The organism is Apilactobacillus sp. EABW-1NA, from assembly GCF_030398685.1.
GTDB lineage: Bacteria > Bacillota > Bacilli > Lactobacillales > Lactobacillaceae > Apilactobacillus > Apilactobacillus waqarii.
Genome location: NZ_JAPDKO010000004.1, coordinates 73,518 through 96,526 on the forward strand (window position 1 = coordinate 73,518; position 23,009 = coordinate 96,526).

The following is a 23,009-nucleotide window of genomic DNA, read 5'->3' on the forward strand; positions in this document are numbered from 1 at the left end:
TATGTTTGAATATTTAAAAGGAACCATCGAAGATGTCCAACCAGGCTATATCGTAGTTGATGTCAACGGGGTTGGATACTTGGTATACACATCTAATCCATATGTATACCAAGTAGATAGTAATGAAGAAGTGAAGGTATTCATTCACCAAGCCGTGACTGATTCATCACAATTACTTTACGGATTCTCAAGTCGAGAATTAAAATCGATTTTTGAAAAGCTATTAAACGTTTCAGGAATCGGTCCTAAGAGTGCGCTAGCAATTATTGCTGGAAACGATCCACAATCATTACTAAACGCCATCAACACAGAAAATGTTACTTACTTAACTAAATTCCCAGGTGTCGGTCAAAAGACTGCTAAGCAAATCATTCTTGATTTGAAGGGCAAACTAGACGACATTGCACCATCATTATTTGATGACTTTACTGCTGAAAATCAACCTGTATCTGATGATAAGTCAGATAACCAAGCACTTGAAGATGCATTAGAAGCACTAAGTGAATTGGGATATTCAGCACGTGACATTAAGAAGGCTAGAAAGGCCTTAGAAGATATTGAAGTTACAACAACTGAAGATTATTTAAGACAAGGTTTAAGTGCTGTAACTAAATTTTAAGGAGGAGTATTAAATGGATGACAACCGCATTATCTCAGGCGATAGTGAAGGTAGAATTGAAGAAACATTTGAAAAATCACTCCGTCCACAATACTTATCAGAGTACATTGGTCAAGACGACTTAAAGAAAGAGTTGTCGGTGTACATTAAAGCTGCTAAACAACGTGAAGAAACTTTAGACCACGTTCTGTTGTATGGTCCTCCTGGATTAGGTAAGACTACTTTAGCAATGGTGATTGCAAATGAAATGGAAGCAAATATCAAAACAACTAGTGGTCCAGCTATTGAAAAGACTGGTGATTTAGCAGCACTGCTAAATGAATTACAACCTGGTGATATTTTATTTATTGATGAAATTCATCGTCTCCCTAAGACAGTTGAAGAAATGCTTTATTCAGCAATGGAAGACTTCAGTGTGGATATCGTGGTGGGTCAGGGACCAACAGCGCATCCTGTTCATTTACCATTGCCACCATTTACTTTGATTGGTGCAACTACTAGAGCTGGTTTGCTATCAGCACCGTTTAGAGATCGTTTCGGAATCGTTGAACACATGAAGTACTACAAGACTGAAGATTTACAAGATATTGTTTTACGTTCAGCTGACATTTTCCATACTAAGATTTATGATCAAGGTGCACACGAAATTGCTAGACGTTCAAGAGGAACACCTAGAATTGCAAACCGTTTATTAAAACGAGTTCGTGATTTTGCTCAAGTATCAAATGATGGAAACGTAGACGTCAATATCGTTGATACTTCACTTAAAATGTTGGGTGTTGATAATGAAGGATTAGATGCAACTGATATTAAGCTTCTAAAGACCATGATTGAGTTTTACAATGGTGGTCCGGTCGGTGTATCAACACTTGCTGCTAATATTGGAGAAGAAGTGAATACAATTGAAGAAATGTATGAACCATATCTTCTTCAAATTGGTTACATTAAAAGAACTGCTAGGGGTAGAGTGGTAACCGATAATGGTTATCATCACCTTAATTATCCAATCAATCGTGATAATTAGGGACTGGACTATTAATGATAATTTTGATAAGATATATATTAAATTATGAGAGGCACGGTGAACTATAATGGGTAACTACAGTGGATTTATTATTTTAATCGTATTATTTGCGATTATGTATTTCTTGGTTATTAGACCACAAAAGAAACAACAACAAAAACACGCAGAAACATTAAAACAACTTCAAAAGGGTGACCACGTAACAACTATCGGTCGTCTACACGGTATCGTTGACGATATCAACGAAGAAGAAAAGACTGTTACTTTAGATTGTGACGGCATTTACTTAGTATTTGACCTAAACGCAATCGCAAAGGTAACTGATCGTGTTGCTGACGCTAAGTCAGACGACTCAGCCAAAGAAGCTAAAGAAGAAAAATAATAAGTTGAAAGAGACAGTTTTCAGCAGTGCTGAAGGTTGTCTCTTTTGTCTGTTAAGACCTAAACAACATAAATGACCATATGATATAATTATGTTATGAATTTATAGAAGGATATTAGGAGCGATTATGAGTAAAATGTTTAATTTTTTCAAATTATCAACGCAAAGTAAGATTATCAAAGCCATTTGCGATTTTGATACAATTATTATCCATAGACACCAACGACCAGATCCAGATGCATATGGTTCTCAAATGGGATTAGCTAACATCATCAAGGAATCTTTTCCAAATAAGAAGGTTTACTGTGTTGGAAAGCAATATCAAAGTTTTGATTGGTTAGGAACAACCGACGAAATTGATGACGATGTGTACAAGAATGCATTGGTTATTGTTGTTGATACCGCTAACCAACCTCGAGTTGATGATGATAGATATACTCAAGGAAAGATGATGATTAAGATTGATCACCATCCAAATGATGATCAATTTGGTGACATTATGTGGGTAGAACCAGAAGCATCAAGTACATCTGAATTAATCTATGATTTGTTTGAATCATCAAAGAAGTTAAAGATTAACGCAAATGCTGGTCGCTTATTATACGCTGGTATTATTGGTGACACTGGTCGTTTCAAATATCCATCTACTTCTTCAAACACATTTAGGGTAGCATCTGAATTGGCTAAGTTAGACTTCTCAACTAGTGAAGTTAACACAATTGAATCATCAATTGACTTACCAATGGCTAGACTATCCGCATACGTATATGAAAATCTAAGTATTACCGATAATGGAGCCGCTTATATCGTATTAAGCGATGAAGTTTTGGAACCATTCAATTTGGGCAATGAAAGAACTTCAGCCGTTGTGCCACTTCCTGGCAATATCAATCAAGTAACAGCTTGGGCTATCTTTATCCAAAAAGAAGATGGCACATACAAGATTAGCTTGAGATCAAAAGGACCAGCTATTAATGAATTAGCCAAGGAATTTAGCGGTGGCGGTCATGATTTGGCAAGTGGTGCCGCTGCTAAAGACGAAGATGAAATCAAGTCGGTAATTAGTAAATTAGACGAATTAGTCGCTAGTTACAAAGGAGAATAATAAATGCCAAGTACATTTAAGCAATACAATTTAAAGCCATTCATCATGGATGCTTTAGATGAATTAAACTTTAGAGAACCAACAGCTATTCAGGAAAAGATTATTCCTGAAATCCGTAAGGGTAGAAGTGTTGTTGGTCAATCAGCCACTGGTAGTGGTAAGACTCATGCGTTCTTGTTACCAATTTTTGATAATCTAGACGTTGATACCTTGGAAGTCCAAGCTGTTATCACCACACCAAGTCGTGAATTAGCTTACCAAATTTACAACAATGCTAAGCAACTAGCTAAGCATTCAGAAAAGACCATTCATATTGCTAACTATGTTGGTGGTACTGATAAGGTTAGACAAATTGAAAAGCTAAAGAATGAACAACCACAAATCGTTATTGGAACTCCAGGTCGTATTTCTGACTTGATCAAGGGTCAACATCTACAAGTTCACACAGCTACTCAACTAGTAATTGATGAAGCCGATATGACATTAGACCTTGGTTTTTTAAATGATATCGACAACATCGCTGCCAGCTTTGGTAAGGATGTTCAAATGATGGTGTTCTCAGCAACCATTCCACAAAAATTGAAACCATTCTTGAAGAAGTATCTGGAAAACCCATACGTTGAAAATATTCCAAACAGAACTGTTATCAGCCCAACAATTGATAACTGGTTAATTTCAACTAAGGGTCAAAATAAGAACGATTTAATCTACAAGTTAATCACCATGGGTGAACCTTACCTTGTATTAATCTTTGCTAACACTAGAAAACGTGTTGAAGAAATTTACGAATTCTTACGTAACCAAGGATTAAAGGTGGGAATCGTTTCTGGTGATTTAACACCACGTGAACGTAAGAGAACCATGAAACAAATTCAAAATCTTGAATTCCAATACGTTGTAGCGACTGATTTGGCTGCTCGTGGAATTGATATTGAAGGTGTTTCTGACGTTATCAATGATGATATTCCAGAAGACTTGGAATACTTCATTCACCGTGTTGGTAGAACAGGTAGAAATAACATGCCTGGAACTGCGGTCACTCTTTACTCTCCTGATGAAGAAGATGAAATTGACGCATTAGAAAAGATGGGCATTTCATTTAAGCCAAAGGTTATCCGCGGTGGCCGTGTTGAAGACACTTACGATCGTAACCGTAGAAAGTCGCACCGTCGTGGTCATGACAAGCTAGAACCAACCATGATTGGTATGATTAAGAAGAAGAAGAGAAACGTTAAGCCTGGTTACAAGAACAAGATTAAACAAGAACTTAAGCGAAACGATGAAATGAATCGTCGTATCCAGCAAAGAGAAGAAGGACGTCGTAAGAGAAAGTCCAAGAAGAACAGTTCACAACGTTATAGATAACGTTTGACACCGGTTTTAATAAACCATATAATTTAGATATAAATTAGAGAACATGCTTGTATAATTTCATTTTAAGAGACATCTTGGGTGGTGAAAAAGATGATTGGGTTTATCAAGTGCTATCTCGAGTAATAATTAAATCGCTTTCTCAGCGTTATTGAGACTTAAAGAGGTATACGAAAAAACATCGTTGCAAGTAAAGTGGTACCGCGCATATAGCGTCTTTACTAGCAACGGTGTTTTTGTGCTTATTGGAGGGAATTTCTATGAAAAAATTAGATAGTAGTCAAATTCGTGCTATGTATTTGGAATTTTTCAAACAACATGGTCACACAATTGAACCAAGTGCTTCATTAGTACCTAAGGATGATCCATCACTTCTATGGATTAACTCTGGTGTTGCCACAATGAAGAAATACTTTGACGGTAGTGTTGTTCCAAAGAACCACCGTTTAACTAGTTCACAAAAGAGTATTAGAACTAACGATATCGAAAATGTTGGTAAGACAGCTCGTCACCATACATTATTCGAAATGTTAGGTAACTTCTCAGTTGGTGATTATTTCAAGAAAGAAGCAATTACATGGGCTTTTGAATTACTAACTTCACCAGAATGGTTTGGTTGGGACAAAGAAAAGCTATACATGACTGTATATCCTGAAGATACTGATGCTAAGAAATTCTGGCAAGAAGCAGGGGTTGCACCTGACCACTTAATCGACATGGATGACAACTTCTGGGATATTGGTCAAGGCCCTTCAGGTCCAGATACTGAAATCTTCTACGACCGTGGAGAAAAATACGATAATTTAGCTCCAGATGATCCAGAAAACTACCCTGGTGGGGAAAACGAAAGATATCTTGAAGTTTGGAACATTGTGTTCTCACAATTTAACCACAAACCAGATGATACTTACGAACCACTTCCAAGAAAGAACATTGATACGGGGATGGGATTAGAACGTGTTGTTTCAATTTTTGAAGACGCACCAACTAACTTTGAAACCGACTTGTTCATGCCAATCATTGAAAAGACTCAATCACTAAGTGATGGTAAGAAGTATGGTGAAAATGCTCAAGACGATATCGACTTTAAGATTATCGCTGACCACGCTCGTGCAATTACTTTTGCCATCGGTGACGGTGCTCTTCCATCAAACGTTGGTAGAGGATACGTTATCAGACGTTTAATCAGACGTGCCATTGTTTCTGGTCACCGTTTAGGAATCAAGGATGACTTCTTATACCAATTAGTTCCAGTTGTTGGTGAAATCATGAAGTCATACTACCCAGAAGTGTTGGAACAAAAGGATTACCTAGAAAAGGTTATTCATTCTGAAGAAAAACGTTTCAACGAAACACTATCTGATGGTTTACAACTTCTTGGTGAATTAATGGACAACTTGAAGAAGACTAACCAAAAGACTGTTGAAGGAAAAGATGCATTTAAGCTATACGATACTTATGGTTTCCCATTAGAAATGACTAAGGAATATCTAGAAGATGCTGGATTCTCAGTTGATGAAACTGGTTTTAAGGCTGAAATGCAAAAGCAAAAGGAACGTGCTAGAAATGCTCGTGGAAACGACAAGTCAATGGGTGTTCAACGTGATCTATTAATCGACATTAAGACACCAAGTGAATATGTTGGTTATTCACAACTAGAAGTTGATGACGCCAAATTACTTGATATTATTGTTGATGAAAAACTAGTTGACCAAGCAGGCGCTGGAGAAGCTGAAGTTATCTTTGATAAGACTCCTTTCTACGCTGAAATGGGTGGTCAAGTTGCTGACCAAGGTACCATTGTTGATGAAGACGGTAACTTATGTGCAAAGGTTACTGATGTTCAACACGCACCAAATGGTCAAAACTTACACACTGTTGAAATAATTACTAGTCTTTCAAAAGACCACCAATACAAATTAAGTGTTGATCGTAAGTTCCACGCATTGGTTGAACACAACCATACTGCAACTCACTTATTGGACCAATCATTGAGAAATGTTTTAGGTGACCATACTCAACAAGCTGGTTCATTAGTTGAACCAAACTACCTAAGATTTGACTTCACTCATTTCGGTTCAGTTACTAAGGAAGACCTACAAAAGGTTGAAGACTTAGTTAACGAAGAAATCTTCAAGGCAGAACCTGTTACAACTGTTGAAACAGATCAAGAAACTGGTAAGAAGATGGGTGCCATCGCCTTATTCGACAGCAAGTACGGTGATAAGGTTAGAGTTGTTAGCGCCGGTGATTACTCAGTTGAATTCTGTGGTGGTAACCACGTAAGCAACACTAGTCAAATTGGACTATTTAAGATTGTTTCAGAATCAGGTGTTGGTGCCGGTGTTAGAAGAATTGAAGCCGTAACTTCAAAGGCTGCTTTTGATTACCTAAACAACGAAGAAGCACTTCTAAAACAAGTTGCTGATCAAGTTAAGACTATCCAAGTTAAGGAAGTTCCTAACAAGGTTGCTCAATTACAAGAACAAATCAAGGACTTACAACAAAAACAAGATAAATTAGAATCAAAGATTGCTAGCCAACAAGCTAACTCGGTTTTCGATGACGTTAAAGAAGTTAACGGAAACAAGATTATTACAGGTGTCTTAAATGTTTCTGGAATGGATCAACTAAGACAATTAGCTGATACTTGGAGAAGCAAGAACCTATCAGACGTATTAGTACTTGGAACTCAAAGTGGTGAAAAGGCTAACCTAATTGTTGCTGTTAGCGATGAAAAAGTTAAGGATGGCATGAAGGCCGGTGACATCATTAAGTCAATTTCTAAGGAAATTAATGGTGGCGGTGGTGGCCGTCCAAACATGGCTCAAGCCGGTGGTTCAAAGCCTGAAGGATTACCTAAGGCAATGGAAGCAGCAGTGTCTTGGTTAGAAAACTTTTAAAAATAATTAATATTTAAGTTTTATTTTGTTCCAAGTAGAATTATAATAAACCTACATCATAGACTTAGAGGTGTTATAAATGAGTGCTTCAGATAAGACAATGTATTTTGATTTAAGCAACAATACTCCAAAGAATGTTCACGATACGCTTTTAATCGTATTTAAGGCATTGGAGGAAAAGGGTTACGATCCATACAATCAAATTGTCGGATATTTAATTTCAGGAGATCCTGCATATATTCCTCGATTTAATGATGCTCGTAATTTAATTCGTCGATACGAAAGAGACGAAATTATTGAAGAGTTGGTTCGTTTTTACTTGGACAAGAATAATGATCGTGAGGAAAACTAATATATGAGATTAATGGGGATGGATGTCGGATCTAAGACAGTTGGGATTTCTGTTAGTGATTTATTGGGATGGACAGCACAAGGTGTTGAAATCATTCCAATTAACGAAGACGAAGAACAATTTGGATTAGATCGGGTAGCCGAGTTAGTCGAAAAATATGAAATTACGGGGTTTGTTCTAGGATTACCAAAGAACATGAATAATACCTCAGGACCTAGGGTTGAAGCTTCAAAACGATATGGTGAAATGTTAAAGGAAAAGTTTAACTTGCCAGTCGACTTTGTTGATGAACGATTAACAACTGTTGAAGCCGAAAGAATGCTTATTGAAAAAGCGGACACTTCTAGAGAAAAACGTAAAAAAGTTATCGATAAAATTGCCTCCGAATTGATTTTACAAACCTATTTGGATGGTAAAGGTAAACTAACAAGATAAAGAAAAGAGGGGTTAGCAATGGACAACAACAACGAAGAAGAACAACAACAAATCTCATTAGTTGACGAAAAGGGAAACGAAGAATTATACGACGTTTTATTCACTTTCGAATCTGATGATTTTGGTAAATCATATATCTTACTTTACCCAGCCGGTAAAGCTGATGATGAAGAAGTTAACATTGAAGCATATGCCTTACCAGAAGGCGATGATCCAATGGACCCACAAGGTGGAGATTTACAATTAATCGAAACTGATGAAGAATGGGAAATGGTTGAATCTGTGCTAAACACTTTATTAGATACCGATGACGGTGACGATGAAGAAGAATAAACAATAACTAAAAAGATGCCGCAACGGCGTCTTTTTTTGTGTTCTTTACTGGTTATAGTCTGCCCTTTCATGCTAAAATAGTGATGAAGTTAATGGAGGTTTATCGAAAATGAACGACACGAATCAACGTTTTAAAGCTAGTATTGGAAAAAAGAATTACACATTTGTTGGGAAGAGTTCCGCAGATCACATGAAGACAGTGACTGAATTAATGAATCGTCAATTGGTTCAATTAAAAGAAATGTCACCAGATATTAATGACGAAGATGCAGCAATTTTATTGGCGTTCAACGCATTTTCAGAACAAATTAAGTTACAAGAAAAATTAAATGAATTAACCGAAAATAACGAAGAAGAAGGAAACATGAACTAATGCTTTTTAATATTATTATCTTTCTACTGCTTATCTATGGTGCATATGATGGATACCACCGTGGGTTAGCACAAGAAATATTACGTGTTGTTGGTTTTTTGTTTAGCCTATTTGTTTCGCTGTACTTTGCTAGAGATTTAAGTCAAGCTATCTTTGCAAACAGTAGTTTGATTAATGATCAAATCCTATGTAACAGTATCAGCTTCTTCATTATTTTCTTAATTTCTGGAATTTTTGTGCGTATTATTATCTCAATCGTAGATAAGATTACACACATTCCAGTAATTCACCAACTTAATGCATTAGGTGGAACCGTTATTGGATTGATTATCGCTTACGTGTCAATTCTGTTTATTTTAAACGTGATTTCTGTTCTACCAAGTAATCAAATAACTAAACAATATCATCAGTCATCAGTTGCTGAGTTTATTGTTCATAAAACACCAATTATTTCACACGATTTATATGAAAAATGGCTAAGATAAGGTGATTAAATAAATGAATGAAAAAGTTCTATCAACTTTAGAATATGAAAAAGTTAAGAGCTCAATTGAGCAATACTTAACGACTAGAAACGGGAAAAAGGAACTAGCTGCACTATCACCGGTAGATAATCCTAACACTATTAATATGTGGCTTGATGAAACTGATGATGGGGCGCATATTTTACGTTTAGATAAAGAAATTTCCATTCCCAAGCTTGATGATGTCACCCCATACATGAAGCGTTTGAAGATTGATGCTTCATTGAATGGTAGTGAATTATCAAAGATAAATAAGATTTTAAAGACATCTAACTATCTAGTTAGATTTTTTAATAACCTAAAAGACGATGAAGTATCATTGAATCGTTTATATAAACTAATCAATGATATTCAAGCAGTCCCAAGCATTTCACAACGACTATCTGATTCAATCGACGATGATGGCAGATTATTAAATACTGCCTCAAAGGAATTGAATTCAATCAGACGTCGAATGGATGTAATTAAGGGTGAAGTTCGTTCAATTATGAATCAATTCACTCAAAAACACAGTAAGGATTTAACTGAACCAATCGTCACGATTAGAGAAGACAGAATGGTTTTACCAGTTAAAGCTGAAAATAAAAATAAGTTTGGTGGAATTGTCCATGATCGCAGTTCTTCTGGACAAACATTGTACATTGAACCAGCTTCAACCGTTGGTTTAAATACAGAACTTCGTCAAAAACAAATCGAAGAACGTCATGAAGAAAGACGTATCTTAATCGAACTATCTGATTTAATTCGTCCTTACCAAAGTGAAATTATCAATAACTCTAAGATATTAGGACACTTGGATTTGATTAATGCCAAGGCCAAATATGCGAGAGATTTAAAGGCAACCAGACCAGTTGTATCAAACGAAAATCATGTTAACTTAAAGCAAGCTAGACATCCTTTAATTGATATGAATAAGGTTGTTGCTAATGATTTATACATTGGCAAAGATAATAAGGCAATCATTATTACCGGTCCTAATACTGGTGGTAAGACCATTACTATTAAGACATTAGGATTACTTCAATTGATGGCTCAATCGGGATTGTTTGTGACAGCCAATGAAGGTTCATCTGTTGCAGTATTTGACAATGTCTTTGCTGATATTGGTGATGAACAATCAATTGAACAAAACTTAAGTACATTCTCTTCTCATATGGATAATATCGTTGACATTTTGAACGGAATTACCAAGAAGAGTTTAGTAATACTGGATGAATTAGGTGCCGGAACCGACCCTAAGGAAGGTTCTGCTTTAGCCATCGCGATTCTAGACAAGATTGCCGAAAAGGATTGTGATGTTGTTGCTACAACTCACTATCCTGAATTGAAGGTATATGCTTACAACCGTCCTCAAACGATTAATGCATCCATGGAATTTGATAGTGAAACCCTTCAACCAACTTATCATTTAATGATGGGTGTTCCTGGTCAAAGTAATGGTTTAAATATTGCATCTAGACTCGGTTTGGATGAATCAATCATTACAGAAGCCAGATCACTTGTCGACCAAGATAGCCAAGACTTAAACACAATGATTGTTGAATTAACTGAACAAACTAAACGCGCACGAGTTGAGGCTGATGAACTAAAGGTTCAATTGGGTGATGCTACCAAATTACATGAAGACTTGAGTGAAGCATATGCTAAGTACAAGAACCAAAAGGATCGATTGGTGACTGCTGCTAAGCAACAAGCAAATGAAATTGCTGAAGCTGCTAAGAAGAAGGCGGACGCAATTATCAAGGATCTTCATGAAAAGCAACGTAAAGTTGGCCAAGTTACCATCAAGGAAAATGAATTAATTGATGCTCAAGGTCAATTAAACTCACTACGTCATGACGTTAACCTGGTTAATAACCGTGTGTTGAAGAAAGCGAAAGCTAAACATGATTTCCATAAGGGTGATGACGTTATGGTCAAATCATATGGACAACGTGGTGTATTGGTTAAGAAGTTAGATGATAATGAATGGGAAGTTCAATTAGGAATTCTTAAGATGAGAATTGCTGAAGGTGACCTTGAAAAAATCAAAGTTGATAACGATGAACAAAGGTTTAATACTAAGGTTAAAAGAACTGCTTCCAAACGTGTGTCTGCAAAACTAGATTTACGTGGCCATCGTTATGAAGAAGCAATGCATGAAGTTGATCAATACTTGGACTCTGCTGTGCTTGCAGGATATCCTTCAGTAACAATTATTCACGGAAAAGGGACCGGAGCACTTAGACAAGGTGTCACAGACATGCTTTCCAGTGATAGACGAGTTGACTCCTTTAATTATTCACCAGCAAATGCTGGAGGAGACGGTTCCACAGTGGTAAAATTGAAATAGAAAATTAAATCGTATAAGACTTATTCTTTGCATTTAATTACTAAACAGTCTAAACTTACTTTCAGTAAGAAAAATAAGGAGGCTATTAATATGGTTTCAGAAACAACAGATAAGACATTTGAAAAAGATACTGCCGAAGGTGTTACTTTGACTGATTTTTGGGCAACTTGGTGTGGTCCTTGCCGTATGCAATCACCAGTTGTAGACCAATTATCTGAAGAAATGGGTGACAAGGTAACATTCAACAAGATGGATGTTGACCAAAACCCAGAAACACCACAAAAATTTGGTATTATGAGTATTCCTACTTTATTAGTAAAGAAGGATGGCGAAGTTGTAGATAGCATCGTGGGTTACCACAGCAAAGAACAACTAGCTAAGATCTTAAACCAATACCTATAAGATAATAAAAAAAGAACGTTTAGCATATTGCTAAGCGTTCTTTTTTTATTGTTTTAAATCAAATTCTTTAACGGAATCTTCAATTACTGGAGCAGGATGCTTTGGATCCATATGTACTCTAATAAGGACGGTTCCATTTTTTTCTTCTTTAGGATTCATTTCGGCTTCAGAAATTACCCCGAATTGTTGTTGAGCAATTTGAGCTAAGAAACCGGATTCGAACATGAAGTCGGCATCTGGATTGGCTTCGATTCTTTTAGCAACGATATCTCCACTCAATGTCCATTTGATTTCATGCTTATTTTCAGAAGAAACAGATAAGTCACCTAAACCTGATTGTTTGAAAAATAGGACAGTATCCAAAGCATCTTTTAGTGGGAACTTTCTGGCAATCTTTTTACCAGCCCAATACAGGATGCTGTGGGTATCATTTCCCAATAAATCGTTTAATAATACGTCTCTTAATAATTCTTGTCCCCATAGAGGACGAGTAGAATCATTATCAATTATTTTATTGTAAAGATTATTATTATCCATACTTGTTAACCTCAATTCCTTATATACAAATACATTATATTATAAATTTATCATAATTTGTATATCCCAAGTAAAATTAAAGTAAATGTTTATCCTTAATAAATGTCAGATATGGCTAAAAATGGTAATATAAAAGTAATGGAACTGAAAAGAGGGTTACTATTTTGAGCAAAAAAGCGATTGGTTTTATGGATTCTGGAGTTGGTGGCTTAACAGTTGCTAAGCTAGCAATGAGGGAATTACAAAACGAAAATATTGCATATTTGGGCGATGAAGCCCGTTTACCATACGGTGAAAAATCTAAAGAAGAAATTCAACAATATTCATTACAAATAGCAAACTTCTTAATTGAAAAAGAAGATATTAAAATGCTGGTAATTGCATGTAATACTGCAACTTCACACGCATTAGATTATTTAAGAAAGCATCTTCTTATTCCCGTAATTGGTGTTGTTAATCCAGGAAGCATTGCTGCGGTCAATAATACAAAGACCAATCGTGTTGGATTAATTGCCACTAATGGAACTGTTAAGAGTGGTGCTTACGAAAAAGAAATTAAAAAGATTAATAATAATATCGAAGTATTTAGCCAGGGATGCCCTAGGTTTGTCTCAATGGTTGAAAACCAAGAATACAAAGACGCCCAAAAACAAGAAGTGGTCGATTACGATTTATCAACTATCAATACGGATAACGTTGACACTCTAATTCTTGGTTGTACGCATTTTCCAATAATGCGTGAAATGATTCAAAAATCAGTTGGCGATTCAGTTAAACTAATTGATCCTGGATACGAGACTGTTAAGCAAATTAAGACGATTTTACAACAACATCACATCGAAAATGATGAAGAGGGAGATACTACTTATTCCTTCTACACCACTGGTGATGCAGATAACTTCAATCAGGTTGCAAACGAGTGGCTTAACTATGAAGTACACGCAAAACACCTACCAATTAAAGAATTAGAGGAGCTATGATTATGGACACAATTGTAATTGCGACTAACAATCAAAATAAGGCCCGCGAATTTCGCGAAATGTTTGCCGATAAAAATATCGACTTTAAAACACTTGCAGATTTTCCAGAATTAGGTAAAATTATTGAAAATGGTGAGTCATTTGAAGAAAATGCCACCATTAAAGCACAAGCCATTTTCGAGCGAACTAACTTAGCAGTTTTAGCTGATGATTCTGGTTTGGAAGTGCCTGCATTAAATAATGAACCTGGAATCCATTCAGCTAGATATGCTGGAGACCATGATGACGACGCGAACAATAAAAAGCTATTAGCAAAATTAGGTGATAGTGACAAACGTGATGCTAAATTTGTGACTTGCTTAGTATTATTGAATCAACATGGTGAAAAATTCGTTGTTTATGGAACCATAGAAGGAACCATTCTAAAAGCCCCAAGAGGTGATAATGGTTTTGGATACGACCCATTATTTTATGTACCAAGTAAGAAGAAGACCATGGCAGAAATGTCTGATCATGAAAAAAATGAGATAAGCCATCGTGGAAATGCAATTAAACAACTATATAGTAAGTTTGACGAATGGTGGAAGGCTTAAGGTTTAACTAATTGTAAGATTAAATAGTAAATGCTATTATAATCATATAAACGTATGAGGAGGGGTTGCATGACAATTGGAGGATTAGCTGGTTTGATTGCTGCAGTTGCATTTTTCATTATTGCAATTTGTGCTGCGGTTCTACTAATCAAGTTATCTAAGACTGTTGACGAGGTAAATAAGAATATTAATTCTATTTCTCAAGATATTACTGTAATATCAAAGCAAGCCGAAGATATTTTAGCTAGCTCAAATTCATTAGTTAAGGATGTTAATGAAAAAATCAACACCTTGGATCCAGTTTATCAAGCTGCTGCAGATGTTGGACAAAGCGTTAGCGATTTAAATAACGCAACTCAAAACTTAGCCAAAAAGTTCCAAAACAGAAACAAGAAATCATTTATGGAAAAAGCCGCAGGTGCTGGCTTTAGAATGTTTAAAAAATAAAAGGGAGTGTTTTTTATGAAAAAGACAGGACTATTTTTATTAGGATTAACTACCGGTGCAGCTGCTGCTGCATACTTAGCATACCGTAAGATGGATGATGAAAAGACAAAGGAATTCGTTAACAGTACTGTAAAGACTGCTAACGACCTAAAGGATCGTGCATTAGATTATGCTTTTTACGCTTTAGATTCTGTTGATGACGTAAAAGAACAACTACAATACAAGACCTCAGATGCAAAGTCAAAGATTAAAGACGCTGCTGGTAAGGTTAACGACAATGTAGTTAACAAAGCACAATACTACTACGATGAAGGTAGTACCCAATTCCATAAAGCAGCTGATAATTTGAGAAATCAAGTTAGAAAAAACGCTGATGATAGCCAAGATATTGTCATCGACCCAGATGCTTTAAAACAAGAAGACAATTTAAGTAAATAATTTTTAAATTGTAAAAGAGACCTGACTTTGTTAGGCCTCTTTTGTTTTTTTCAATAGGTGGTAGTCTTGTTAAATCATCGTTTATCTGATATATTTGTAAACATATTGAAAGCGCTATGAAAACAAACCAGGCGGACTTAAAGAGGAGTTTGAGAGAATGGAAAAGCAAAATGTAACTATTTACGATGTTGCTAGAGAATCTGGTGTTTCCATGGCTACTGTTTCCAGAGTTTTGAATGGTAACAGTAACGTACGACAAGCAACCAAAGAAAAAGTGTTGAAGGTCATAGATGATCTGGACTATCGCCCTAATGCTGTGGCAAGGGGACTAGCAAGTAAGAAGACAACAACGGTTGGGGTAATCATTCCCGATGTAACCGATGGATACTTTTCTTCACTAGCTCGTGGAATTGATGATATTGCTACCATGTACAAGTACAATATTATCCTAGCCAATTCGGATGATAATCCCGATAAGGAAGCATCAGTACTAAATACATTGTTAAGTAAACAAGTTGATGGAATTATCTTCATGGGTAATGAAATTAATGATGATTTAAGAGCTGATTTTAAGCGTTCTGACTGCCCAATCGTGCTTGCAGGTTCAGTTGATATTAATAACTCTGTACCTAGTGTAAACATCGATTATGCAGATGCAGTTAAGAATGAAACAGAACGTTTAATCAAAAACGGTAATTCTAGAATTGCGTTTGCATCTGGTTCAATGAAACAAGATGTCAATAAGGAATACCGATTAAAAGGATATGTATCTGCTTTGGAAAACAACGGAATCAAGTTTGATGAAAAGCTGGTTTTCGAAACAAAGGGAACATATGAAGATGGTTATGATTTGGCTGAACGAATCATCAATGATAAGATTACTGCAGCTGTAGCAACTAATGATGAATTGGCTGCCGGAATCTTAAATGGAATGACCGATAGAGGTGTTTCAGTGCCACAAGATTTTGAATTATTCACAAGTAATAACACAAAATTGGCAAAGATGATGAGACCACAATTGTCTTCAATCACTCAACCTTTGTATGATATTGGTGCGGTAGCAATGAGATTATTGACCAAGATCATGAACAAAGAAGAGATTGATAATCGTTATGTGGTTTTAGGCTATGAAATAGTTGAACGCGACTCAACTAAATAGCTGATATAGTAACTTGATTAATTATATACTGATTGATATAATTGATATGTTTGTAAACTAATGAAACAATAGAATTCGAGAGGAGTGCTGTGATTATGTCAGGACATTCAAAATGGCATAACATTCAAGGACGTAAAGGTGCCCAAGATAAAAAACGTGGTAAGATTTTCCAAAAATTGTCTCGTGATTTATACCAAGCTGCTAAAGCTGGTGGTCCAGAACCAGATGGTAACCCACAATTACGTCTTGTGATTGATAAAGCTCATGCTGCCAACATGCCTAAGGATAACATTCAACGTGCTATCGATAAGGCTTCTGGTCAAGGTGGAGCAAACTACGAAGAAATTACTTACGAAGGATATGGACCTGCTGGTACAGCTATCATGGTTTCTTGTTTAACTGATAACAAGAACCGTACTGCTGCTGCCGTACGTTCAGCATTCAGTCACCATGGTGGTTCACTAGGATCAAATGGTTCTGTTTCATACATGTTTGACCGTAAGGGATACATCGTTATCCTACGTGACGGCTTAGACGTTGATGAAGACAGCATGTTAATGGATGTTTTAGATGCTGGTGGAGAAGACATGAAGTCAGATGATGACCAATTTGAAATCTTTACTGCACCTTCAGATCTAACTGCTGTTAGAGATGCTTTACAAGAAAAATATGATTTAGATACTGCTGAAGTTACAATGTTCCCTCAAAACAAGACTGCTGTACCAAGTGACAAAGTTTCACAATATACTGGTCTAATTGACGAACTTGATGAAAACGATGACGTCCAAGACGTTTACGAAGCAGCTGAATTACCTGAAGCAGCTGAATAATTAAAAAAAAGATGCACATAGGTGTATCTTTTTTTGTATAAAAATAAATGAAACCTCTACTTTTTTCGAATATAAAAAGTGGAGGTTTTTTTATGAGTATTTCAAATTATTTCGATAATTTAATTAATCAAGCAATCGAAGACAAAATCAAAGACATTTATCTTCTGCCGATTAATGAAAATTACATTGTTAGGGAACATACAGGATTAAGCATTGAAAATCATGATTGTATCAATTATGAAAAAGCGAATAAATTAATCAATTACTGTAAATATATTGGCGGGATGTCAATCAGTGAACGTAGAAGACCACAGATTGGTTCATTTGAGTTTATCAATAATCAAAAGAAATTTTTCTTACGTTTTTCCTCAGTTGGAAATTATAAAAATCATGAATCAATGGTAATTAGAATTATTTATTCGTTGGATGATGAGACTATCAATTACGACAATGAGGATCAATTCTATCGACTAAAGGAATTATCCAAACAAAATGGGATGATTATTTTCGCTGGTAAGACCGGTTCAGGGAAGACGACATCAATTTATCATCTAGCTAATTCAATGAGTTCAAATAAATTGATTATGAGTATTGAAGATCCAGTTGAAATTATTAATACCAATTTTCTTCAGTTGCAGGTCAATGAATCAGCTGACATGGGTTATGACGAATTGATTAAGGTGGGACTAAGAAGTCGTCCGGACGTCTTTATTATTGGTGAAATTAGAGATGCTGGTACTGCTAAATCCGCAGTTCGTGCAGCATTATCTGGTCATTTGGTATTAACTACAATCCATGCCAGAGATATTGATGGTGTCATTAATAGGTTACGGCAATTGGGTTGTGACTATGACGACTTATTTAACTGTTTAAACTCAGTTGTCTTTCAAACGTTATCAGTAAAAAATCAGAGAGATATTTCAGTGAATATGGATATTAGAAATGATTTTGCAGGTTTAAAAGAAAGGATAGTTGGCAATGGAAAAACTATCGCTGAATAAGCAGTATTATCTGTTTAAGAATTTAAGTGATTTATTTAGTGCTGGATTTACAATTAAGGAATCACTACAGTTTCTATCTCAAGTAGGTGGTAGGCAATCAACAATTAAAAAAATTGCTAATAAGTTGAGTGAAGGAAGTAGTTTCAGCGACAGTATTGTTGGCTTGGTTCATAACGATTTCTATAACCAAATCATGATTAGCGAAAAATATGGTGATCTGTCCTCATGTTTAGCTGAACTAAGCCACTTTATTGAAGTTAAGTTAAAAAACAAATCAAAGATAAAAGACTTACTGTTTTATCCAATTGTATTAGTGATTATTTTGATTGGAATTGTTTATGCTATCAATGCATTTGTATTACCACAATTAAGTTCGATTAATTCCATGCAACATTATGATTTGGGTTGGCTATATATAATTTTACTCTGTATGCTTATGGGGATTTTAATCGTCTCGGTGATGTATAAACGATTACCATTACTAAGAAAAAGAGACGTTATATCGAGAATTCCTTTTATCGGAAAAATATACAAAGCATATATGGGATATATATTGTCTCTTGAACTAAAAATGTTGATTCAAAATGGCATTGATTTAAAGAATATCCTAATCATTTTAAAGGATTTTAAGCCAAATACTATTATGTATCTTTTAGGAGAAAAGGCACGCCGTTTAGCTGATCATGGAGAAGATGTCGGGCAGCTAACTAAAATGTATTCGTTTATTCCAGTTGAGTTTAATGGCTTTTTCCATCATGGCTCAAAGGTGTCGGAAATATTAATCAAACTAGATGCCTTTTCACAGATTAAGTTTGAGGAAATGAATCATCGTTCTAATCAACTAATTAATTTAATTCAACCGCTATTATTTTTATTTATTGGAATTTGTATTGTGTTGGCATATTTAGTTGTTCTTATGCCAATTTATTCATCATTGAAAGGAATTTAAAAATGAACAAGAAAAAAGCAGGCTTCACACTAATTGAAATGACAATCGTATTATTTATTATTTCACTACTAATTTTAATTGTCGTACCAAATGTTTCAGGACAAAGAAAACACGCAACCGATGTACACGTCCATGCAATGCAAACTTTAGTTCAAGGTCAAATTGATTCATTTTCATCAGATGAAAATAAAGGAGACGTAAGTATGGATGAGCTTGTTAAAAATGGTTACCTAACCCAAAAACAAGCTGATCAAGCTCAAGAAGAAGGCATTCAAATTGTGGACAACAAGGCCGTGGCAAAAGAATAAATCCGCATTCACTACAATTGAGATGCTGATTGTATTAATCATTAGCTCGATTTTTATGTCATTATGTATATTTTTATATCAAGGTGTTCATATTAATGATAGGGAGTTAGAAAAAGATTTTTGGGCAAATTTTAATGTGTATTGGAAACAAGGAATTGCGAATAGTGAATATAGCAGATTAAAAACATATATTTACCAGAAAAATCATGACATTATCTTTTTTAACGATGGTCATTATAATAATCTGAAAATGCCTGATGGTATGCGTTCAGAGGATAATTTGTTAATAACTATTAACAATGACGGATATGTTCCACCCCAAACCTATAAGTGGTATTCCAAGACGACACATACCTGTTATCTTTTAAAAGTACAGCTTGGTGGAGGTACTTATAAAGTATATGAAGAATATTATGAATAAAGGCTTTATTATGATTGATTCGATTACGGCGCTGACTCTAATTTCGGTGGGGATGATTTTCTTTTGTGAATCAAACCAACATATGTATGACAATCTAGATAAAGCTAGAAGAACTTTGCTACAAAAGAGAATAGATTATGAAAAGAGAAAAGGGCTTTACGATTATTGAAACGATCATTGCACTAACAATACTGGGTTTAATTGCGTTTTCGATTACAATGATCAATCCATTGAAGAAATCATATAACACGAAAAATATTCATGCTGTGGATTTTCAGCTGTTTATAAAGAATATCGAATTACCTAAGAAACACTACTTTTTATATAAAATTGTGGGTGGAAAGTTGTTATATATTGGGAGCAAAACGTATGACAAAGAGTATGAAATGTTTAAAAATGGCAGAATGATAATTTTAACTGGTATGAATGGTGGATTTTATCCGATATTAGATAATGTTGAAAGTGTTAATTTTAAAGAAGTAAAGAAGCATTTAGCAATTAATGTGGAATTTACAAACGGTGAAAGTTATGAGGATGTGAGTTCAATATCTTATGAGTAAAAAATGTGGATCAGCGACATTGATTGCGATTGTCGTTCTATCAGTTTTATCAATTTTCTTATTGATAAAATATGAAAAATATAATGCAGAAATGCAGACGATAGATAAATTGATAAAAAGTTATGAATAACGATAATTTATATGCAAGTTATTAATGGTTTATCTTGAATTTTCTTGTAAAAATCTGGTAATATGAAAGTTGTTATTAAGTGATAATACTTTTAAGGGAGTTGAGTGTGCTGACTGAGAAAGATACAGAAACTCTGTTTAAAGTTTTCAATTCTTCAGCTGAAATCTTGAAGGACAAGCTAGGGGTATCATATCTTGATGCATTCATCGAGACTGGAGATAACCTTATCAATGACGGACAAGTTCATGTTGAAGATGGTATACCAGATAGTGACACAGTTTCTAAGTTAGAAGGATTATACCGAGATGTAGATTATCAATCTATGGATGCAGAAACTGTAAGAAAGGCAATTCAAATTTGCATGATTAAAGCAACCAAAGAGGATGCGATTCAAGCAAATCACCAAATAACACCTGATACAATAGCTTCTATCATGGGCTATTTAGTTATTAGATTAGTTAAGAATGCCAAGCATCTACAGATTCTGGATTTATCCGTTGGAATGGGTAACCTATTAACTACGGTTATGAATCAATTGAAGGATGCAGTTAAGGATATTGATTTGCATGCTATTGGAATCGATAATGATGATTCTATGTTAGCTGTTTCAAGCATAAGTACACAAATGCAAAGAAACGATAAAAATACTGAACTTATTTACCAAGATTCAGTTGCCAATATTTTGGTAGATGATGCAGATCTAGTAATTTCTGATTTACCAATTGGGTATTATCCGATTGATGAAAATACCACTAACTATAAGACAAGATCAACAGATGGTCATTCATATGCTCACCACTTGTTAATCGAACAAGGGATGAACCATATCAAATCAGGTGGTTATGGGGTTTTCTTAGTACCAAGTAATATCTTTAACACGCCGGAATCAAAATCATTGTTAAAATGGATTCAAGATAATGCTTATCTTCAAGCATTGTTGAATCTACCAAAAGAAATCTTTAACAATGCAAATGCTCAAAAAGCTATTTTGATTCTACAAAAGCATGGTGAAGATGCCCACCAAGTTGAAAAAATTATGATTGGTGAGTTCCCATCATTTAACGAAGTATCTGCTTTCCAAAAATTCTTAGCAGAACTAGTTGAGTGGGAAGAAAAGGATTTATTATCTAAAAAAAGTTAGGAGAACTATTATGGGAAAGTCAATTGCAATTAACGCAGGAAGTTCCACATTAAAATTTAAATTATTCGAAATGCCTTCAGAAAAATTAATTTCAAGCGGGGCAATCGATAGAATTGGTTTAACTAAATCAGATGTTGAAATTAAATATGGTGATGGCGAAAAATTCCAAAAGACAATGGATATTCAAAACCATGAAGAAGCCATCAAACTTGTATTAGACAAACTTCTAAGCCTAAACATTATTGCTGATTACAACGAAATCACGGGTGTTGGTCACCGTGTTGTTGCCGGTGGTGAATACTTCACTGACTCAGTTGTTATTGATGATGATGTTTTAAGTAAGTTAGAAGAACTATCAGAACTAGCTCCACTTCACGAACCAGCAAACATTCTAGGAATTAAAGCATTCAAGAAGATTTTGCCAGACGTAATTAGTGTTGCTGTATTCGATACTTCATTCCATACTTCAATGCCAGAAGAAAACTACATGTATGCTTTACCATACAAGTACTACCGTGATCACAAAGCTAGAAAATATGGTGCACATGGTACTAGTTACCGTTACGTATCAGGCCGTGCTGCAGCAATGATGGGCAAGAAACTAGAAGACTTAAAGCTAGTTATCATGCACTTAGGTGCCGGTGCTTCAATCTGTGCCGTAGACCATGGTAAGTCATTAGATACTTCAATGGGATTCACTCCATTAACTGGTATCATGATGGCTACTAGATCTGGTGATGTTGATCCTTCACTACTTGCTTACATTATGCAAAAAGAAGGAATTTCAGATATTAACGAAATGATTAGCATCCTAAACAAGAAGTCAGGTTTAGCTGGTGTATCTGAAGTTTCTGCAGATATGAGAGATCTAGAAGCAGTTAAGGATGAAAACCACCAAGCCGAATTAGCTCGTAACATGTACATGAACAGAATCGTTAGATACGTTGGTCAATACGTTGCTGAAATGAACGGTGTTGATGGTATCGTATTTACAGCCGGTGTTGGTGAAAATGATATTGGTATCAGACAAGAAGTTGCTGATAAGTTAAGCTACTTCGGTGTTAAGGTTGATCCTGAAAAGAACCACATTCGTGCCGTTGAAAGAGATATCAGTGCTGACGATGCTAAGATCAAGACATTATTAATTCCTACAAACGAAGAATTAATGATTGTTAGAGATATCGAACGTCTTAAAAAATAATGAAAAAGAGACCGAATAAGGTCTGAACTGAACCCCTTGAGTTGGAGAAATCTAACCTAAGGGGTTCTTTTATGTTTTCTAAAGAATTAAAATTAGCTGCCATTAAAGATTATTATAATGGTTTAGGATTTACAAAAATTATTAATAAGTACGGTATCA

27 protein-coding genes are annotated in these 23,009 nt (G+C 35.2%); 26 read left to right on the forward strand and 1 reads right to left on the reverse strand.

From position 1 onward, the window contains the following. Position 1 precedes the first annotated feature (1 nt). The 13 genes from ruvA to trxA all read left to right on the forward strand — a co-directional run bounded on the left by ruvA (position 2) and on the right by trxA (position 12,155). Positions 2–619: a Holliday junction branch migration protein RuvA gene (gene ruvA / locus OEZ61_RS02095; protein ID WP_034534315.1), complete on the forward strand. Its 618-nt coding sequence runs from the start codon at positions 2–4 to the stop codon at positions 617–619. A gap of 13 nt (positions 620–632) precedes the next feature. Then, entirely contained in the window at positions 633–1,643 is a 1,011-nt protein-coding gene (gene ruvB / locus OEZ61_RS02100) for a Holliday junction branch migration DNA helicase RuvB (protein ID WP_034534311.1), read from the forward strand. 67 nt (positions 1,644–1,710) lie between these two features. Further along, positions 1,711–2,025 carry a preprotein translocase subunit YajC gene (gene yajC / locus OEZ61_RS02105; RefSeq protein WP_080695532.1) on the forward strand — a complete coding sequence of 105 codons (315 nt, stop codon included), beginning with the start codon at positions 1,711–1,713 and terminating at the stop codon, positions 2,023–2,025. Between the two features lie 136 nt (positions 2,026–2,161). Continuing rightward, complete coding sequence (locus OEZ61_RS02110; RefSeq protein WP_034534360.1) at positions 2,162–3,130, forward strand: bifunctional oligoribonuclease/PAP phosphatase NrnA; 969 nt, start codon at positions 2,162–2,164, stop codon at positions 3,128–3,130. Positions 3,131–3,133: 3 nt separating this feature from the next. Next, positions 3,134–4,495 carry a DEAD/DEAH box helicase gene (locus OEZ61_RS02115; RefSeq protein WP_034534308.1) on the forward strand — a complete coding sequence of 454 codons (1,362 nt, stop codon included), beginning with the start codon at positions 3,134–3,136 and terminating at the stop codon, positions 4,493–4,495. Between the two features lie 266 nt (positions 4,496–4,761). Next, complete coding sequence (gene alaS / locus OEZ61_RS02120; protein WP_034534305.1) at positions 4,762–7,404, forward strand: alanine--tRNA ligase; 2,643 nt, start codon at positions 4,762–4,764, stop codon at positions 7,402–7,404. A 79-nt stretch (positions 7,405–7,483) separates the two neighbouring features. Beyond that, a complete protein-coding gene (locus OEZ61_RS02125) occupies positions 7,484–7,756 on the forward strand; it encodes an IreB family regulatory phosphoprotein (RefSeq protein ID WP_034532160.1) in 273 nt (90 codons plus the stop codon). A gap of 3 nt (positions 7,757–7,759) precedes the next feature. Beyond that, positions 7,760–8,191 (forward strand): Holliday junction resolvase RuvX, encoded by a 432-nt coding sequence (gene ruvX, locus OEZ61_RS02130; RefSeq protein ID WP_034532162.1) that lies wholly within the window; start codon positions 7,760–7,762, stop codon positions 8,189–8,191. Positions 8,192–8,209: 18 nt separating this feature from the next. Beyond that, the gene (locus OEZ61_RS02135; RefSeq protein WP_034532164.1) at positions 8,210–8,524 is read left to right on the forward strand and encodes a DUF1292 domain-containing protein; all 315 of its coding nucleotides are present in this window, start codon (positions 8,210–8,212) and stop codon (positions 8,522–8,524) included. 109 nt (positions 8,525–8,633) lie between these two features. Next, complete coding sequence (locus tag OEZ61_RS02140; protein ID WP_034532166.1) at positions 8,634–8,897, forward strand: cell division protein ZapA; 264 nt, start codon at positions 8,634–8,636, stop codon at positions 8,895–8,897. Further along, positions 8,897–9,382 carry a CvpA family protein gene (locus OEZ61_RS02145; protein ID WP_034534301.1) on the forward strand — a complete coding sequence of 162 codons (486 nt, stop codon included), beginning with the start codon at positions 8,897–8,899 and terminating at the stop codon, positions 9,380–9,382. Before OEZ61_RS02140 ends, OEZ61_RS02145 begins: the two co-directional genes overlap by 1 nt. Before the next feature lie 13 nt (positions 9,383–9,395). Beyond that, on the forward strand, positions 9,396–11,753 hold the full coding sequence (locus OEZ61_RS02150) for an endonuclease MutS2 (protein ID WP_034534300.1): 2,358 nt from the start codon (positions 9,396–9,398) through the stop codon (positions 11,751–11,753). Positions 11,754–11,843: 90 nt separating this feature from the next. Beyond that, on the forward strand, positions 11,844–12,155 hold the full coding sequence (trxA, locus tag OEZ61_RS02155; RefSeq protein WP_034532172.1) for a thioredoxin: 312 nt from the start codon (positions 11,844–11,846) through the stop codon (positions 12,153–12,155). A gap of 45 nt (positions 12,156–12,200) precedes the next feature. On the opposite strand, the gene OEZ61_RS02160 is transcribed toward trxA, so the two are convergent. Beyond that, the gene (locus tag OEZ61_RS02160; RefSeq protein WP_051592200.1) at positions 12,201–12,692 is read right to left on the reverse strand and encodes a YslB family protein; all 492 of its coding nucleotides are present in this window, start codon (positions 12,690–12,692) and stop codon (positions 12,201–12,203) included. Positions 12,693–12,856: 164 nt separating this feature from the next. On the opposite strand from OEZ61_RS02160, the gene racE reads away from it, so the two are divergent. The 13 genes from racE (at position 12,857) to OEZ61_RS02225 (ending at position 22,850) form a co-directional block, all read left to right on the forward strand. Then, positions 12,857–13,672: a glutamate racemase gene (gene racE / locus OEZ61_RS02165; protein WP_080695531.1), complete on the forward strand. Its 816-nt coding sequence runs from the start codon at positions 12,857–12,859 to the stop codon at positions 13,670–13,672. A 2-nt stretch (positions 13,673–13,674) separates the two neighbouring features. After that, positions 13,675–14,265 (forward strand): XTP/dITP diphosphatase, encoded by a 591-nt coding sequence (locus tag OEZ61_RS02170; RefSeq protein WP_080695530.1) that lies wholly within the window; start codon positions 13,675–13,677, stop codon positions 14,263–14,265. A gap of 69 nt (positions 14,266–14,334) precedes the next feature. Next, entirely contained in the window at positions 14,335–14,712 is a 378-nt protein-coding gene (locus OEZ61_RS02175; RefSeq protein WP_051592199.1) for a DUF948 domain-containing protein, read from the forward strand. Between the two features lie 15 nt (positions 14,713–14,727). Further along, positions 14,728–15,150, forward strand: coding sequence for a YtxH domain-containing protein (locus tag OEZ61_RS02180; RefSeq protein WP_034532178.1), 423 nt, complete (start codon positions 14,728–14,730; stop codon positions 15,148–15,150). Between the two features lie 157 nt (positions 15,151–15,307). Next, on the forward strand, positions 15,308–16,309 hold the full coding sequence (gene ccpA, locus OEZ61_RS02185) for a catabolite control protein A (protein WP_034534293.1): 1,002 nt from the start codon (positions 15,308–15,310) through the stop codon (positions 16,307–16,309). A 95-nt stretch (positions 16,310–16,404) separates the two neighbouring features. After that, complete coding sequence (locus tag OEZ61_RS02190) at positions 16,405–17,139, forward strand: YebC/PmpR family DNA-binding transcriptional regulator (RefSeq protein ID WP_034532182.1); 735 nt, start codon at positions 16,405–16,407, stop codon at positions 17,137–17,139. Positions 17,140–17,231: 92 nt separating this feature from the next. Next, positions 17,232–18,140: a competence type IV pilus ATPase ComGA gene (comGA, locus tag OEZ61_RS02195; RefSeq protein WP_051592198.1), complete on the forward strand. Its 909-nt coding sequence runs from the start codon at positions 17,232–17,234 to the stop codon at positions 18,138–18,140. Further along, the gene (locus OEZ61_RS02200) at positions 18,118–19,089 is read left to right on the forward strand and encodes a type II secretion system F family protein (RefSeq protein WP_034534291.1); all 972 of its coding nucleotides are present in this window, start codon (positions 18,118–18,120) and stop codon (positions 19,087–19,089) included. The genes comGA and OEZ61_RS02200 overlap by 23 nt, the downstream gene beginning before the upstream one ends. A gap of 2 nt (positions 19,090–19,091) precedes the next feature. Next, complete coding sequence (gene comGC / locus OEZ61_RS02205; RefSeq protein WP_034534289.1) at positions 19,092–19,397, forward strand: competence type IV pilus major pilin ComGC; 306 nt, start codon at positions 19,092–19,094, stop codon at positions 19,395–19,397. A 22-nt stretch (positions 19,398–19,419) separates the two neighbouring features. Then, positions 19,420–19,818, forward strand: a complete 399-nt coding sequence (locus OEZ61_RS02210; RefSeq protein WP_263527694.1) for a hypothetical protein — start codon at positions 19,420–19,422, stop codon at positions 19,816–19,818. A gap of 137 nt (positions 19,819–19,955) precedes the next feature. Further along, positions 19,956–20,378, forward strand: coding sequence for a competence type IV pilus minor pilin ComGF (locus OEZ61_RS02215; RefSeq protein WP_034534286.1), 423 nt, complete (start codon positions 19,956–19,958; stop codon positions 20,376–20,378). A 236-nt stretch (positions 20,379–20,614) separates the two neighbouring features. Beyond that, entirely contained in the window at positions 20,615–21,649 is a 1,035-nt protein-coding gene (locus tag OEZ61_RS02220; protein ID WP_034534284.1) for a class I SAM-dependent methyltransferase, read from the forward strand. 10 nt (positions 21,650–21,659) lie between these two features. After that, positions 21,660–22,850 (forward strand): acetate kinase, encoded by a 1,191-nt coding sequence (locus tag OEZ61_RS02225; protein WP_034532195.1) that lies wholly within the window; start codon positions 21,660–21,662, stop codon positions 22,848–22,850. Positions 22,851–23,009: the final 159 nt, after the last annotated feature.

Excerpts from the sequence above, each read along its gene's own strand:
- ruvA (WP_034534315.1), top strand. The coding sequence starts at position 2 with ATGTTTGAATATTTAAAAGGAACCATCGAAGATGTCCAACCAGGCTAT.
- ruvB (WP_034534311.1), top strand. The coding sequence starts at position 633 with ATGGATGACAACCGCATTATCTCAGGCGATAGTGAAGGTAGAATTGAA.
- yajC (WP_080695532.1), top strand. The coding sequence starts at position 1,711 with ATGGGTAACTACAGTGGATTTATTATTTTAATCGTATTATTTGCGATT.
- OEZ61_RS02110 (WP_034534360.1), top strand. The coding sequence starts at position 2,162 with ATGTTTAATTTTTTCAAATTATCAACGCAAAGTAAGATTATCAAAGCC.
- OEZ61_RS02115 (WP_034534308.1), top strand. The coding sequence starts at position 3,134 with ATGCCAAGTACATTTAAGCAATACAATTTAAAGCCATTCATCATGGAT.
- alaS (WP_034534305.1), top strand. The coding sequence starts at position 4,762 with ATGAAAAAATTAGATAGTAGTCAAATTCGTGCTATGTATTTGGAATTT.
- OEZ61_RS02125 (WP_034532160.1), top strand. The coding sequence starts at position 7,484 with ATGAGTGCTTCAGATAAGACAATGTATTTTGATTTAAGCAACAATACT.
- ruvX (WP_034532162.1), top strand. The coding sequence starts at position 7,760 with ATGAGATTAATGGGGATGGATGTCGGATCTAAGACAGTTGGGATTTCT.
- OEZ61_RS02135 (WP_034532164.1), top strand. The coding sequence starts at position 8,210 with ATGGACAACAACAACGAAGAAGAACAACAACAAATCTCATTAGTTGAC.
- OEZ61_RS02140 (WP_034532166.1), top strand. The coding sequence starts at position 8,634 with ATGAACGACACGAATCAACGTTTTAAAGCTAGTATTGGAAAAAAGAAT.
- OEZ61_RS02145 (WP_034534301.1), top strand. The coding sequence starts at position 8,897 with ATGCTTTTTAATATTATTATCTTTCTACTGCTTATCTATGGTGCATAT.
- OEZ61_RS02150 (WP_034534300.1), top strand. The coding sequence starts at position 9,396 with ATGAATGAAAAAGTTCTATCAACTTTAGAATATGAAAAAGTTAAGAGC.
- trxA (WP_034532172.1), top strand. The coding sequence starts at position 11,844 with ATGGTTTCAGAAACAACAGATAAGACATTTGAAAAAGATACTGCCGAA.
- OEZ61_RS02160 (WP_051592200.1), bottom strand. The coding sequence starts at position 12,692 with ATGGATAATAATAATCTTTACAATAAAATAATTGATAATGATTCTACT.
- OEZ61_RS02170 (WP_080695530.1), top strand. The coding sequence starts at position 13,675 with ATGGACACAATTGTAATTGCGACTAACAATCAAAATAAGGCCCGCGAA.
- OEZ61_RS02175 (WP_051592199.1), top strand. The coding sequence starts at position 14,335 with ATGACAATTGGAGGATTAGCTGGTTTGATTGCTGCAGTTGCATTTTTC.
- OEZ61_RS02180 (WP_034532178.1), top strand. The coding sequence starts at position 14,728 with ATGAAAAAGACAGGACTATTTTTATTAGGATTAACTACCGGTGCAGCT.
- ccpA (WP_034534293.1), top strand. The coding sequence starts at position 15,308 with ATGGAAAAGCAAAATGTAACTATTTACGATGTTGCTAGAGAATCTGGT.
- OEZ61_RS02190 (WP_034532182.1), top strand. The coding sequence starts at position 16,405 with ATGTCAGGACATTCAAAATGGCATAACATTCAAGGACGTAAAGGTGCC.
- comGA (WP_051592198.1), top strand. The coding sequence starts at position 17,232 with ATGAGTATTTCAAATTATTTCGATAATTTAATTAATCAAGCAATCGAA.
- OEZ61_RS02200 (WP_034534291.1), top strand. The coding sequence starts at position 18,118 with ATGGAAAAACTATCGCTGAATAAGCAGTATTATCTGTTTAAGAATTTA.
- comGC (WP_034534289.1), top strand. The coding sequence starts at position 19,092 with ATGAACAAGAAAAAAGCAGGCTTCACACTAATTGAAATGACAATCGTA.
- OEZ61_RS02210 (WP_263527694.1), top strand. The coding sequence starts at position 19,420 with ATGCTGATTGTATTAATCATTAGCTCGATTTTTATGTCATTATGTATA.
- OEZ61_RS02215 (WP_034534286.1), top strand. The coding sequence starts at position 19,956 with ATGAAAAGAGAAAAGGGCTTTACGATTATTGAAACGATCATTGCACTA.
- OEZ61_RS02225 (WP_034532195.1), top strand. The coding sequence starts at position 21,660 with ATGGGAAAGTCAATTGCAATTAACGCAGGAAGTTCCACATTAAAATTT.